General features: G+C 62.5%; 11 protein-coding genes, 1 other RNA gene and 1 pseudogene. 6 read left to right on the plus strand and 7 right to left on the minus strand.

The genetic code is table 11. The features are described 5' to 3' along the window. The 3 genes and pseudogenes from V2I30_RS03600 to V2I30_RS03610 form a co-directional block, all read right to left on the minus strand. The coding region (locus V2I30_RS03600) for a sigma-70 family RNA polymerase sigma factor (RefSeq protein WP_330660705.1) at nucleotides 1-390 on the minus strand (390 nt) is incomplete at its 3' end. A gap of 147 nt (nucleotides 391-537) precedes the next feature. Beyond that, complete coding sequence (locus tag V2I30_RS03605) at nucleotides 538-1,473, minus strand: RluA family pseudouridine synthase (RefSeq protein WP_330660858.1); 936 nt, start codon at nucleotides 1,471-1,473, stop codon at nucleotides 538-540. Between the two features lie 177 nt (nucleotides 1,474-1,650). Continuing rightward, nucleotides 1,651-1,860, minus strand: a pseudogene (locus tag V2I30_RS03610) (GIY-YIG nuclease family protein); the annotation flags it as partial. A gap of 67 nt (nucleotides 1,861-1,927) precedes the next feature. Here V2I30_RS03610 and V2I30_RS03615 point away from each other — a divergent pair. The 5 genes from V2I30_RS03615 to V2I30_RS03635 all read left to right on the plus strand — a co-directional run bounded on the left by V2I30_RS03615 (nucleotide 1,928) and on the right by V2I30_RS03635 (nucleotide 5,244). Beyond that, the gene (locus V2I30_RS03615) at nucleotides 1,928-2,344 is read left to right on the plus strand and encodes a M67 family metallopeptidase (RefSeq protein WP_330660706.1); all 417 of its coding nucleotides are present in this window, start codon (nucleotides 1,928-1,930) and stop codon (nucleotides 2,342-2,344) included. 141 nt (nucleotides 2,345-2,485) lie between these two features. Beyond that, entirely contained in the window at nucleotides 2,486-3,139 is a 654-nt protein-coding gene (locus V2I30_RS03620; protein ID WP_330660707.1) for a histidine phosphotransferase family protein, read from the plus strand. 59 nt (nucleotides 3,140-3,198) lie between these two features. Then, on the plus strand, nucleotides 3,199-3,909 hold the full coding sequence (locus tag V2I30_RS03625; protein ID WP_330660859.1) for an N-acetylmuramoyl-L-alanine amidase: 711 nt from the start codon (nucleotides 3,199-3,201) through the stop codon (nucleotides 3,907-3,909). An 88-nt stretch (nucleotides 3,910-3,997) separates the two neighbouring features. Next, nucleotides 3,998-4,426, plus strand: an RNA gene (rnpB, locus tag V2I30_RS03630) — RNase P RNA component class A. Between the two features lie 86 nt (nucleotides 4,427-4,512). Continuing rightward, entirely contained in the window at nucleotides 4,513-5,244 is a 732-nt protein-coding gene (locus V2I30_RS03635) for a hypothetical protein (protein WP_330660708.1), read from the plus strand. A gap of 149 nt (nucleotides 5,245-5,393) precedes the next feature. Here V2I30_RS03635 and V2I30_RS03640 read toward each other — a convergent pair whose 3' ends face one another. From V2I30_RS03640 to V2I30_RS03650, 3 genes are all read right to left on the minus strand, one after another. Further along, nucleotides 5,394-8,876 carry an autotransporter domain-containing protein gene (locus V2I30_RS03640; RefSeq protein WP_330660709.1) on the minus strand — a complete coding sequence of 1,161 codons (3,483 nt, stop codon included), beginning with the start codon at nucleotides 8,874-8,876 and terminating at the stop codon, nucleotides 5,394-5,396. A 183-nt stretch (nucleotides 8,877-9,059) separates the two neighbouring features. After that, nucleotides 9,060-10,370, minus strand: a complete 1,311-nt coding sequence (locus V2I30_RS03645; RefSeq protein WP_330660711.1) for a UDP-glucose dehydrogenase family protein — start codon at nucleotides 10,368-10,370, stop codon at nucleotides 9,060-9,062. 87 nt (nucleotides 10,371-10,457) lie between these two features. Beyond that, complete coding sequence (locus V2I30_RS03650; protein WP_330660712.1) at nucleotides 10,458-11,273, minus strand: metallophosphoesterase family protein; 816 nt, start codon at nucleotides 11,271-11,273, stop codon at nucleotides 10,458-10,460. Between the two features lie 278 nt (nucleotides 11,274-11,551). Here V2I30_RS03650 and V2I30_RS03655 point away from each other — a divergent pair, with 278 nt between their 5' ends. Continuing rightward, nucleotides 11,552-11,989, plus strand: coding sequence for a VOC family protein (locus tag V2I30_RS03655; RefSeq protein WP_330660713.1), 438 nt, complete (start codon nucleotides 11,552-11,554; stop codon nucleotides 11,987-11,989). Nucleotides 11,990-12,010: 21 nt separating this feature from the next. On the opposite strand, the gene nhaA is transcribed toward V2I30_RS03655, so the two are convergent. Further along, a complete protein-coding gene (gene nhaA / locus V2I30_RS03660) occupies nucleotides 12,011-13,273 on the minus strand; it encodes a Na+/H+ antiporter NhaA (RefSeq protein ID WP_330660714.1) in 1,263 nt (420 codons plus the stop codon). Between the last annotated feature and the right edge of the window lie 42 nt (nucleotides 13,274-13,315).

A 13,315-nucleotide genomic window follows, 5' to 3' on the forward strand; every position in this document is an offset into this window, starting at 1 on the left:
CGCGGTGGTGCCCATTTTCACGAGGCTCCACGAACGCAGGATATATTCCTGGATCGAGGCCTTGATCCACCACATCGCATAGGTCGCGAGGCGGAAGCCGCGATCGGGCTCGAACTTCTTGACGCCCTGCATCAGGCCGACATTCCCTTCCGAAATCAGATCGGAGACGGGCAGGCCATAGCCGCGATACCCCATCGCGATCTTCGCAACGAGGCGCAGATGCGAGGAGACCAGCTGCGAGGCGGCCTCGGGATCTTCATGCTCGGCATAACGCTTGGCGAGCATATATTCCTGCTCGGCGGTCAGCACAGGGTATTTCTTGATTTCCGACAGGTAGCGATTGAGGCTCTGCTCGCCGCTCAGCGCCGGGACGGTAGATGCTTTGCTCACTGTGTTCCAAACCTTTCTTTCGCCAGCCTCGCTTTGCCGGACCCCTGATGGGCATCCGGATGATCGGGCCGCATGGTTACAAATGAGGACTTCAACTCTTGAGGGTCATCCTTATATACGTTGGCTGACCGGGATTGGATGCGCATTTCATCGATCAAAACGGCCAAGTTCGTCGATTAGTTCCCGCATGTCGCCCGGCAATTCCGCTTCGAAACGGAGGTTTTCGTCGGTCACCGGGTGGACGAAGCCGAGCTCGGCGGCATGAAGCGCCTGACGCGCGAAGTCCAGCCGAGAGAGCAGCGGTTTGAGGGATTTGGGCGTTTGTCCGTAGAGTGGATCTCCCAATAAAGCATGACCGATTGACGCGCAGTGAACGCGCACCTGATGAGTGCGCCCTGTTTCGAGCCGACATTCGACCAGCGAAGCCGGCCCGAGGCTTCTGATAAGCCTATAATGCGTGATCGCGTGTTTCCCGCGCGAGGAATTCTTGTCCAGCACCGCCATTTTCTTTCGGTTCGCATCCGAACGGCCGAGCCGTGCGTCGATCGTGCCCGCCGGCGGGTTCGGATGCCCGCCGACGACGGCGAGATAGCGCCGGTGGACGCTGTGCGCGGCGAATTGCGCGGCGAGCCCTTCATGCGCGGCGTCGGTCTTGGCGGCGACCAGCAGACCCGATGTGTCCTTGTCGATCCGGTGGACGATGCCGGGACGCGCCGTCCCGCCGATCCCGCTGAGCGATCCGCGGCAGTGGTGGAGCAGCGCGTTGACCAGCGTGCCATCGGGATTGCCCGCCGCCGGGTGAACCACCATGCCCGCCGGCTTGTCGACGACGATCAGATATTCGTCCTCATAGGCGACGATAAGCGGGATATCCTGCGGCTGGGCGCGCGCAGGGGCGGCGGGGGGTACGGTGATGCGGAAGGGGGTGCCCAATGCAACCTTGGTGCTGGGGGAGGTTTGCGTCACCTCGTCCACGTCGACCCGGCCTTGCGCGATCAGAGCCTGAATGCGGGCGCGTGAGAGGTCGGTCTGCTCGGCGAGCGCCTTGTCGAGGCGGGTGGATGAAGAGAATAGCCCTTTGATAACGTCGGTTCTCGAAGTGGAGGACGGTGCTTCGACAAGTTCAGCACGAGCGGATCTTGAAGTTGTCACGCTACCCACACCTGCTCGTCCTGAGCTTGTCGAAGGACTGTTCTTGCTTTTTGACAGCTTTGAGATCGCGTCCAGATCTCCCCGGATCAAGGCCATTTTCTTCGCCCGCGACCAACCCTTTACCCGGCGTTCCATCTCGAACGCTTCCTGCCGTTCGGCGAATTCGCCTGCCCAAACGAGTTCGACCGGAAGCCGTTCGCTTGTAAATTCGGACCCAAGTCCGGCATTGTGCTGTGCAATGCGTCCTTCGAGATCGTCGGTGTGGCCCGTATAATATTTGCCACCACGACAATGCAGCATGTAGGTCCAGAACGGCATGACCGACGATAAAAAGGAAAATCGGTCCTTCGACAAGCTCAGGACGAGCGGTGGCGGGGAACACCCTATGACGGCTCTCTCCCACCGGGCGGACTTGGAGGTATCCCGCCGCGCGCTCGCCGTGATGGAGGCCGCCTCGGATCGCGCTCACCCGAAAGAAGCGTGCGGGCTGCTGCTGGGCCATGGACGCAGCATCTTGCAGGCCGTGCCCACCCGCAATGTTCATCCGCAGCCCGAAAGCCGCTTCGAAGTGGATCCGCAGGCGCTGATCGATGCCCACCGCGCCGCGCGCGGGGACGGGCCGCAAGTGCTGGGCTATTTTCATTCGCACCCCTCGGGCGAACCCGTGCCTTCGGCGATCGATGCCGCGATGTCGGCCGCTGATGGATCGGTATGGGCGATCCTGGGCGAGGGGCAGTTGCGGTTCTGGCGCGATCTTGACGGAGGGTTCCGTCCGCTTTCCTACGTCCTCGTTCAGGCCTAGATATCCTCGCATGTATCGCAGCGACATCTCCCTTCGCCGACATATGCACACGCTGCGCAGCGCAGGTCACTGGAAGCGGCGGTTTTTTGCCCCTAGGACCGTGTTCCACCTGTTCCATCCTGTAGGATTTCGACCTCTCGCATGACTTCGCAAACCGATCTTGCCGCGCTTTTGTGCTCGCGGCTCTGTCACGACATGCTCTCGCCGGTGGGCGCGCTTTCGAACGGGCTCGAATTGCTTGCCGACGAGGACGATCCGGAAATGCGCGCGCGCTGCATCGAGCTGCTCGAACAAAGCGCCAAGGTCAGCACCGACAAGCTGAAGTTCTTTCGTCTCGCTTTCGGGGCGGCGGGCGGCTTCGGCGAGAATGTAGAGGTCGAGGAGGCGAAGGCGGTGATCGCCTCGCTGGTCGCGGATGCGAAGCGGGTCGAGGTCAACTGGGCGCTCGCCGATGCGACCTTGCCCAAGCCTGCGGTCAAGGTGCTGTTGAACCTGGCACAGATCGCGCTCGATGCGCTGATCCGCGGTGGGACGCTCGACATCGGCGCGGAGCGGACCGGCGGCAATGTCGAGATCGTCGCGCGCGCCGTCGGCAATCGCATCGCCTTCGACGAGAGCATCGGCGAGGCGCTTCAGGGCAACATGCCGCCCCACGAAATCACCAGCCGAACCGCGGCGGCGCATATGATCGCGCTGGTCGCCGAGGAGATGGGCGGAGGCCTGCAATATGCGCTCAGCGAAGACGCGCTGGTGCTGGGCGGGGTGTTGCCCGAACCGGAAGGGATGATCGGATGAGCCAGGACGGGCCACAATTCCAGCCCTCGCAGGAGGTCGAAACCGAGATCATCCGCGACATGGAGATCAACGAGCGCACCCACGCCGTGATCCCTTCGCCCAATTTCGACGATCGTGCGCTGCCGATCTCGATGGTGGTGCTGCATTACACCGAGATGCAGCCGATGGAGCGCGCGCTCGGCAAGCTCATCAACCCCGATTCGGGCGTGTCGGCGCATTACATCATCTCCGAATATGGAGTGGTGACACAGCTCGTGCCCGAGGCGAAGCGCGCCTGGCATGCGGGCGTCTCCTATTGGCGCGGGATCAAGGATGTTAACTCGGCAAGCATCGGGATCGAGCTCGACCATCCCGGGCACAGCGCCGCGCAGCGCGACTTCAAGGATGCGCAATTCGAGGCGCTGGTGCCGCTGCTGGCGCGGATCGTCGAGCAATACGACATCCCGCGCGCCAATGTGGTCGGCCATTCCGACGTCGCGCCGATGCGCAAGATCGATCCGGGCGAGTTCTTCCCGTGGGACCGGCTGGCCGAGTACAAGCTCTGCCTGCCCAGGCCCGAGAAGTTCGACAAGGGCACACCCTTCGACAACGAAGGCGCCTTCATCCTCGGGCTCGAGCGGTTCGGCTACGACATCACCGAGGGGCGCAAGGCGATCGAGGCGTTCGAGCGGCGCTGGCGACCGGAGAAGATCGAGGGCAAACCCGATGCGCAATTGGGCGCGATCTTATGGCACCTGCTGCTGGAGCGCGATCGCGGCGACGCGCGCTAGGACGTGCGCATCTGGGTTCGCGCGAGACAATGGGGGGCGCGGTAAAGCTTCCCTACATCCGCGCGCTGGTATACAGGCGCTGACGCATCGGGGGGCCGAGGCAGCCGCGCACTTCCGCTAGGGGATGCGAGGAAAGTCCGGGCTCCACGAAACGAGGGTGGCGGGTAACGCCCGCCGGCTCCGGACATGGTCCGGGGTCAGGGAAAGTGCCACAGAGAGTATACCGCCGATGGCCCCGGTTCGCACCGGGGCACAGGCAAGGGTGAAAGGGTGCGGCAAGAGCGCACCGGGGGCCTGGCAACAGGCCTCGCAAGGCAAACCCCACTCGGAGCAAGGCCAAATAGGGGTCTCGCGCTCGCGCCCGATCGAAAGGGACGGGCAGGCGTGTTTCGCGCCGAGAGACCCGGGTTGGCTGCTCGAGCGCGCCTGGCAACAGGCCGCCCAGATGAATGGCTGCCGCCCGAGCGCTCACAAGGCGCGAGGGAGACAGAACCCGGCTTATGACGCCCCCCGATGTATTCTTCGGCGCTCAGCTCCTCCTCGCTTACCAATCTGAAAGGCAGTGGTGCGCTTGATGAGGCCTAGAATGGCGGGGAGATGGTCATGAAATCTGCGAATATTGGCTGGATCGTGGCCTCGGTGGGAATGGCGCTCTCGGCATGCGGACCAGCTCCGTCAGCCACCGAAAACCGTGCCGAGGTTCGCTGGCGCATGACGATCAACGTCGACACTCCGGAAGGCACGCGCTCTGGATCGAGCGTATGGAGCTTGACGCTTTCAGAACCGCGCGTTGCTTTGGTCTCGCCCTACAACAGCGACTTCGTGGCTGAAGCTGTTGCCGTGGAACTGCCAAACGACCAGGTCTTGTTTGGCCCCATCTATCAGAATGCGCGTAGCATCCAGTTGTTACCCGAGCGTCATTTCGAAGGTCTGGGTTTCAACGCGAGGCTCGAGGACAGGTTGGGAAACCTCCGCAGCGTTGCCTCCAACGTCGGTGCTACGCATGAAATCCCCTGTCAGACGCCGGAACCGGGTGACGAGGCATGGCAAGCAAGGTTTGACTGCCTGCCGCTGGTAGCTTTTCGCGATCTTGACGACCCGACGAGCGTCTTCAAGGTCGATTATTCGAATGCTTCTCAAAGTCTCGGGGACGGCTACGCGATAAACTCGATCGTCATGACGATCACGGACGAGAAGCCAAGCACTACTATTCATGCTCGATTGCCGTGGCTGAGCAGCCTGAATAACAGCGAATACCAATGGGAAAAGCTGCCGGACGGTATCTTCCAAGGAGCCTTCGGCATGAACTTTTCTAGGGGATTGGATGCTCCCTAAAAGTGTTTGCACGGCACTTCGTGGCCTCGCAAACACCTGAGACCTCAATGCAGAATCAAACAAGGCCACGGCGCCAAAACAAAAACGCCGGGCCTCTCCGCTTAAGAAGAGGCCCGGCGTCTTATTCAGCCGGAGCTATGCGAACCCGCTTAGAAGCGCCAGTTGAGGCCCGCCTGCGCCTGGTCGTTCGACAGGACGCCGCGGCCCATATCGCTGGTCACCGAGACCGAGGCGGTCATGTTATGACCCACGGCCATTTCGGCGCCGGCATTGACGCTGACCCAGCTGGGATCGAGCGCGTTGACGATCGTGAAGGGCGTGTCCGCCGCGCCCGCAAAATGCGCGGTGACGACATCTTCGCGGTCGCCCAGCTCGCGGGCATAGGCGACCGAGCCGAACGCCTTGATCGCGCTGGTCTCGCCGGTCTTGATGTCGAGGCTCGCCATGGCGCCCAGCTTCGCGCCGAGCGAGATGAAGGTGCGATCGGCAATGTTCAGGCCGAACTCGCCCGCGCCCACTTCCTCGTAGCCGCCGATGCGGTTGCCGAGATAGTCGACGCTTGCCACCGGACCGACTTCGACGTTGCTGGCAAGGTCGAAGGCATAGCCCAGACGCACGCCGCCGAAGACCTGGCGGCCGCTCGCCTCACCGATCGCGTTCTCGAAGGCGAAGCGGAAGTCGCCCTGCGAGCGCCGATCGGTGCCGAGACGCTGCTGCGCGGTACCGGCATAGCCGTCAGCGAAGAGGCCGCCATCTTCGTAAGACGCGTAGATCGCGACGGCCTCGCTGCGATCCTCCTGGCCCTGGAAGCCGGCGAAGGATTGCTGCGAGTTGCGGATGTTGGACACCGCGATGCCGAAGCTGAACCCGTCTGAGACGCGCATGTCGGCGCCGATGGTCAGCTCGCCGGCTTGTTGCAGCGCGGCCTGTTCGAAGGCGTTGGCCCCGATCTCGCCGGTGCTGACGCCGTTGATGCCGAACGCGCCGAAGCCTGCCGTTCCGTTGCCCTGGACGCCCAGCTGCTGGCCGCCATTGCGGTAGAGCCCGGAAGCGCTGCCGAAGACGCCGAGCTTGCCCGCTTCCGCAGGCGCATTGCCGGCGATCGCGTAGCTTGCATTGCCCGCCGCGGTGAACCCGCCCGCTGCACGCGACCCGCCACGCAGCGCGAGCGTGCGCTGGGCGATCTGGCCGGTGAAACGATGCGAGAAGGCATTGGCGGTGAAGGTCTGGCCGAACGCGCTGGTCGGAGCGAGCGAGGAAAGCGTTGCGCCGAAATTGGCGAGGTTCGCCCCGTCGATCACCGCGAACATGTCCGCGAACTGGTCGAAATTGGCGTTGCGCAGATCATCCAGCGCCGAACCGAGCGATGCGAGATTGTGGCTGCGGCCGACGATCCCGGCAATGCTGCGTGCTCCGATCTCGACGATCACTTCGTTGCCTTCGACCCGCGCTTCGGCGACGAGCGTCACCGAGTTGCTGAACAGGTCGACCTCGGCGAAGTTGCCGTCGATCGCACCAGCAGTCAGGGCAACATATTCCGAGCCGAAGCGCGGACGGCGATCCCCGGTCGTGACGAGCAGCGTGCCGTCGAGCACCGCGGTTCCGGTGACGTTGTAGACGTCCTGCTCGACGTCGCCCCGGCGACCGACACTGAATTCGGACAGCAGGCCGCCCCCGCTCGTCTGGACGTAGTCGCCGTCGATCGTGAGCGTGCCGAAGTCGTTGCGGCCGCCTGCGCTCAGCAGACCTGCGACATTGAATAGCACGTTCACGTCGAGCGTGCCGCCGTCACCCGCGATCTCGCCGCTGGCCAGCGTGTAGATCGGCGCAGACACCAGACCGTCGACCTCGACCAGCCCCGAGAACTGCTCGATGCCCTGAATGGTCGTGAAGCTGCGCTCGGAACCGACGAACACGCCGGCATTGCGATCGTTTACCACCAGCTTGTCGATCTCGACGTCGATATCGACATTGGTCGTGCCCGGACGATTTAGGTGAACTTCGAAATATTGCGCCGGATTTTCGAATGCGGTGCCGACAATACCGTCGGTGTTCTGCGGGACGAAACCGGTCGAACCCGGGCCGAGGAGCGCGGAACTTTCGGGAAGGCTAACGTCGATATCTTCGAAACCGGGTGTTACGGCGGTGGTGTTGTCCGAAATGTCCTGACCGCGAACGAGACCGACTTTCGGTCCACTTGCGAAAATGCCCGGCTCGTTCCCTTCCGGAATGCCGTTCACGATGTTTCCGTTTGCGTCCTCGATGAAGAAGCCGGGATCGAGATCTTGCGTCCAGCGCTTCGGATCCGACCAGTCGCCATTGCCCGACTTGGCCGAGACGTACTTGTACGGCGTGTTTTCGGTGATGAATTCAAAGAACGGGAACAGCGGATTGTAGAAGCTAACGTCCGAATAGGCGCTGCCCAAGCCGAAGAAATCGTAACCACCCGACAAGACACCGATTGCCAGCGGGAAGTCCGCAAGCTGATCGGCGACGAGCGGCGAACCGGAATCACCAGGAGCAGTGCCCGCTTCGAGCGGGAGCGCGTCGCCATCGAAATAGTCGATCGCGAAGACCGCGGCGAGCGAGTCACACGAAATCGTGTCGCCCGGAAAGTCGCAGCCGGCCTGCTCCTCCGGGGTGCGGTCGGGATTATCGAAGTCGGTCCAGTAATATGCCTGCGATTCGATGCCGAGAACCTGCGTTGAGGGCGCAAAATCGGTGAAGACGCCGTCAATGTAGTCCCCCGGACTACCGATGAGACCGAGCATGTTCTCGCCGACGCGGCGCAGGAAGCGCGAACCCGTATTGGTGCCGCCGTTGAGGCCAGTGCCGTTGGTGCCGTAGCCGACCTGGACGACATGGGTCAGTTCACCCAGAGGCGTCAGCAGAATGGGCAGTGAGGGCACGTCGGTAATAGGCGCATCGAGCGCGATCAGCGCAACGTCCGCCCAAGGAAAGCCAAGGCCGACATTGTCCGGATTGGCGGTCGGGTGGATGATGACGTCGGTGCTGCTCGCAACGCCGCCTTCTGCATAGCCGGCGCCGGTGGGAAGATAGGTGAAGAGGCGGTCTGCGCTGCTCTGACCGGTTGCGATGAGCAAGGTGCGTTCGGCACCCGCTTCGGGCAAACCATAGGTTTCGGATGAAGTCGTCGCGAGACCGGCCACACTGTTGTTCACGCAGTGAGCGGCGAACAGGATCGTGCGCGGATTGATGACACTTCCCGAGCAGTTGAAGAACACTGCGCCATCGCTGTTGCGCTGATTGAAGATATGCACAGCGTAGGGCGCGACATTGTTCGGGTCGCCGAAATTCACGCCGACATCGTCGCGGACGATGAGATCGGGTTCGGGATTGCCGACATTGCCGATGTAGCCGCCACCGTCGAACCGTACGCGGACCTCATCAAAACTGTCGAAGTCGGTGAATTCGATCGTGCGGAAGCCCGCGAAGCTGTCCGTCGTCGAATTCGAAGAAGGCGCGGGCGAAGATTGCGCTTCTTCTTCCTCGCTGTCGGACGCTTCGGTCGTCGTGTCTTCGTCGGTTTCGGATGCGTGAACGGGAGAGGCCGCAAGTGCCCCCGCGAGCGCCAGCATGCCGGCGCCCGCAAATTGCGAACGTAGTTTCATGGATTCAGCCCCCTTGGTGTGATCCTGATTCGGGACGCTACATCAAAGTTAAGGGAATCCAAAAGCGAATAATGAACATAGGCAAAACAATTCCATCGATCGACCGCTTGGGTAACAAATCATTGGGCGACAATGGATTAACCCGCTTAAGAACGAGGTGCACCTGTCCCGATATGGGGCAGTTCAGCCGCGTCCGACTCCGGCATAGGTGAAGCCGCGAGCGCGCAGGTCTTCGGGATCGTAGATGTTGCGCAGATCGACCAGGACCGGGGCTTTGGCGAGTTGCTTCACGCGGTCGAGATCGAGCGCGCGAAAGGCGTCCCACTCGGTGACGATGGCAACGACATCGGCATCCGCGATTGCCTGGTAAGGATTTTCGCACATCGTGACCTCGGGCATCAGCGGGCGGGCCAATTCCATCCCTTCGGGATCGTAGGCGGCAACCTCGACGCCTGCATCGATCAGCGTCTGTGCGACCGCGATGGCGGGCGAATCGCGCATGTCGTCGGTGTTCGGCTTAAATGTGAGGCCAAGCAGCGCCGCCTTCTTGCCGCGCCCCGCCTCCGCCCCGCCGAGCGCGTCTAGGACCTTGCGACCCATCGCGCGTTTGCGGCTGTCATTGACCTTGACCACCGCCTCGACGATGCGGGTCGGACTGTCGTAATCTTCCGCCGTCTTGAGCAGCGCGAGCGTGTCCTTGGGGAAGCACGATCCGCCGTAGCCCGGCCCTGCATGCAGGAACTTGGGACCGATCCGGTTGTCCATCCCGATCCCGCGGCTAACATCTTGCACATTGGCACCGACCTTTTCGCACAGATCGGCCATCTCGTTGATGAAGGTGATCTTGGTCGCGAGAAAGGCGTTGGCGGCATATTTGATGAGCTCGCTGGTGCGCCGCGAGGTGAAGAGGATGGGCGATTCGTTGAGGAAGAGCGGACGGTAGACCTCACGCATCACCTCGCGACCGAAATCGTCCTCAGTGCCGATCACGATCCGGTCGGGGCGCTTGAAATCGCCGATCGCGGCTCCTTCGCGAAGGAATTCGGGGTTGGAGACGACCGCGAAACGATGCGGCGTCCCGCTCGCCTGAAGGATGCGCTCCACCTCGTCGCCGGTACCGACCGGGACCGTCGATTTGGTGACCACCACCGCCTCGCCCGAGAGGTTTGCGCCGATCTCGCGCGCCACTTCATGGACATAGGTGAGGTCTGCGTGGCCGTCGCCGCGCCGGCTCGGCGTGCCGACCGCAATGAAAATCGCCGAAGCGCCCGCAATTCCCTCAGCGAGCGATGTCGTGAAGGAAAGCCGTCCGGCGCCGACATTGCTTTCGACCAGCGCATCGAGTCCCGGTTCGTAAATCGGCATGATCCCCTGATGCAGGGCGTCGATCTTGGACTGGTCCTTGTCGATGCAGACGACTTCGTGGCCGAAATCGGCGAAACAGGCGCCCGATACGAGCCCGACATAACCCGAGCCCACCATTGCAATTTTCATCGCTCGTGTCCCCTCACACCCTGTTCGTCCGATGCGACCTTTCTTGGCACACGGCCGGCCTGGCCCGCTCTTGCCGACAAACCCGGCTCAGGCTTCCTGCGCCGCGCGTTCCCCCTGAACGATCGCGATCGATCCGTCCGCCTCCTCGATCGCCTGGATCACGCGTCGCTGCTCGTCCTCGAGCACGAGTGCGGTAAGCACACCTGAACGAAAAGCGCCAGTGTCAATGCCGATCCGGTTGCCGCGGTCCGTCACCCGATCGAAGATGGTATGACCGTGCACCACCACCTTTTCGAGCGGTCCAGAATGATTGAGAAAACGCTCGCGAATCCACAAGAGGTCGCTGCGCTTCTGTTCGTCGAGGGGCACTTCAGGATCGATCCCGGCGTGGACGAAGAGATAGTCGCCGGCCTCGATCATTTCCTCAAAACCTGCGATGTAATCGCGCTCCTCCTGCGGGACGAGCTCGGGCAGGCGTTCGAACAATTCCTCGAGGGTCAGCGCGTTGAAGCGGTCTTTCGCCAGACCATAGGAGAGGATCGTCTCGCGTCCGCCATGCTTGAGGAAATGGCGCAATATTTCCGGCTTCTTGAAGGCACCCAGGAACATGTCCTCGTGGTTCCCGGCCAGCACGCGTACGCGCCGCTCGCTTTGCCAGGCCCGGGTGCGGTCAATCACGCCCGCGCTGTCCGGCCCGCGATCGACGAGATCGCCCAGCAGGACGACCTGCGTATCGCGCGCCTTTTGCGCCGCATCATCCGCATCGATCGCGGCGATCAGCGCCTCGTAAAGGTCCAGCCGTCCGTGAATATCGCCGATCAGATAATGACGCGTGCCGGGAGGCACCGCGGGTAGCGGCACCTGGGGAGGGGGACGAAAAAGATTGCGGATAGCGTCGAACATCGATTGTCGTTTTTATGGGAGGGAGGTGAAGCTGTTGCCAGGCTTCCGCGAGCAGGATCGATCCCTGTGCCGGAGCGGCAATGTCGCACGTAGCGTCCTGTGCGTGAACCTAAGGCGAATGGCGAGCCGCGGCAACCGCCCGCAGCGCAGAGATCTCCAATGCCTGCGGAGGGCTCCGGCTCACACGTGACATTCAGCCATTCATCACGGCGCCCCTTCCGTCCGTCCCCCTTTCCGCGCTAGGCGCGCCTGAACGTATCGGCGAAGGAGCATGTTTCATGGTCAAATATTTGCATTCGATGCTCCGGGTCAGCGATCCGCAAGCGACGGTTGATTTCTTTCGCCTGATCGGGCTCGAGGAAGTGCGCCGCTTCGACGTCGAGGCCGGACGCTTCACCCTTATCTTTTTGGCAGCACCGGGGCAGGAGGGCATCGCCGAGGTCGAGCTGACCTATAATTGGCCAGCCGAAGACGGGTCGCAGACCGAGGATTACGACGGCGGGCGCAATTTCGGCCATCTCGCCTACCGGGTCGAGGATATCTACGAAACTTGCGAGCGGCTTGCCGAGGCCGGACACGTCATTCATCGCCCGCCGCGCGACGGGCACATGGCCTTCGTCAAGACGCCCGACGGGGTATCCGTCGAACTGCTCCAGGACGGTCATCTCGAACCGCGCGAACCCTGGGCCAGCATGGAGAACACTGGCAGCTGGTGATCCCGAGGCAGCGCTCGGCGATCAGCGCAGCGGATCCTTGGGAAAGGGATCGTGCGGCATTTCGCCCTGATCGTCGCATTCCTCGTCGGTGTGGCTGGCGGTCAGGCGCAGGACGACGAAGCCGAGTGCCGCAGAGATGGCCGAGCCCAGAAGGATGCCGAGCTTCGCGGCTTCGCGTAAGGGTTCCTGGTCGGCGTCGGGGAAGGCGAGGCTTCCGATGAAGATGCTCATCGTGAAACCGATCCCGCACAGGATCGCGACGCCGTAGATTTCGGGCCAGCTGGCGCCCGGCGGACGGGCGGCGAAGCCCGCTCGGTCGGCCAGCCAGACGACCGAGAAGATGCCGAGCTGCTTGCCGACGACGAGCCCCGTCGCGATTGCCAGCGGCAGCGGGGCGATCAGTGCCTCAGGACCCATACCGGCGAGCGACACGCCGGCATTCGCAAAGCCGAAGACCGGCACGATGAGATAGGCGCTCCACGGCGCGAGCGTATGTTCGAGCCGCTCGAGCATCGAGTTCCCATCGCGCCGGCGCAGCGGAATGGTGAGTGCGGCGACGACGCCCGCGATGGTCGCGTGGACGCCGGAATTGAGGACGCAGAACCACAGCGCGAGGGCGAGCAGAATATAGGGCCAGAAATAGTCGACCCGCAGTCGGTTGAGCACGATCATCACCGCCAGCACGCCGAGTGCGGCGAACAACCAGACCGTGTAGAGCGCTTGAGTGTAGAACACCGCGATCACGATGACCGCGCCGATATCGTCGACGATCGCGACGGTCAGCAGGAACAGCCGCAGCGAGGCGGGTACGCGGTTGCCCAGAAGGCCGAGCACGCCCATCGCGAAGGCGATGTCGGTCGCGGCGGGGATCGCCCAGCCATTGGCATAGATGCCGCCGCCCGAAATCAGCATGAAGACACCGGCGGGCACCAGCATCCCCGCCGCCGCAGCCAGCATCGGCAAACGCCGCGCGGCCGGATCGGATAGTTGTCCGGAGACGACCTCGCGTTTCACTTCGAGGCCGACGACGAAGAAGAAGATCGCCATCAGTCCATCGTTAATCCACAGATGAAGATCGTAGAGCTTGGGGATCGGGGTCCATGGCAGCTCGCCGTAGAACAGGTCGCGATACTCGTCCGCCATTGCCGAATTGGCCGCCAACATTGCAGCTGCTGCAACAAGGATGAGTAAAATGCCCGCCGAGGCGTCGCCGACAAAGAGCGCGCGGACTGGTGCAAAAATTCGAACTATAGGGTTCTGAATAGATGTCGCGGTCTTGGTCATGGTTAAAGCTGTTCTTCTGTGAATCGCTGCAGTTGCAATCGA

The organism is Erythrobacter sp. (assembly GCF_036351135.1).
Taxonomy (GTDB): Bacteria; Pseudomonadota; Alphaproteobacteria; order Sphingomonadales; family Sphingomonadaceae; genus Erythrobacter.

Coding starts and splice junctions, on each gene's coding strand:
- V2I30_RS03615 (WP_330660706.1), top strand. CDS start 1,928: ATGACGGCTCTCTCCCACCGGGCGGACTTGGAGGTATCCCGCCGCGCG.
- V2I30_RS03620 (WP_330660707.1), top strand. CDS start 2,486: ATGACTTCGCAAACCGATCTTGCCGCGCTTTTGTGCTCGCGGCTCTGT.
- V2I30_RS03625 (WP_330660859.1), top strand. CDS start 3,199: ATGGAGATCAACGAGCGCACCCACGCCGTGATCCCTTCGCCCAATTTC.
- V2I30_RS03635 (WP_330660708.1), top strand. CDS start 4,513: ATGAAATCTGCGAATATTGGCTGGATCGTGGCCTCGGTGGGAATGGCG.
- V2I30_RS03640 (WP_330660709.1), bottom strand. CDS start 8,876: ATGAAACTACGTTCGCAATTTGCGGGCGCCGGCATGCTGGCGCTCGCG.
- V2I30_RS03645 (WP_330660711.1), bottom strand. CDS start 10,370: ATGAAAATTGCAATGGTGGGCTCGGGTTATGTCGGGCTCGTATCGGGC.
- V2I30_RS03650 (WP_330660712.1), bottom strand. CDS start 11,273: ATGTTCGACGCTATCCGCAATCTTTTTCGTCCCCCTCCCCAGGTGCCG.
- V2I30_RS03655 (WP_330660713.1), top strand. CDS start 11,552: ATGGTCAAATATTTGCATTCGATGCTCCGGGTCAGCGATCCGCAAGCG.
- nhaA (WP_330660714.1), bottom strand. CDS start 13,273: ATGACCAAGACCGCGACATCTATTCAGAACCCTATAGTTCGAATTTTT.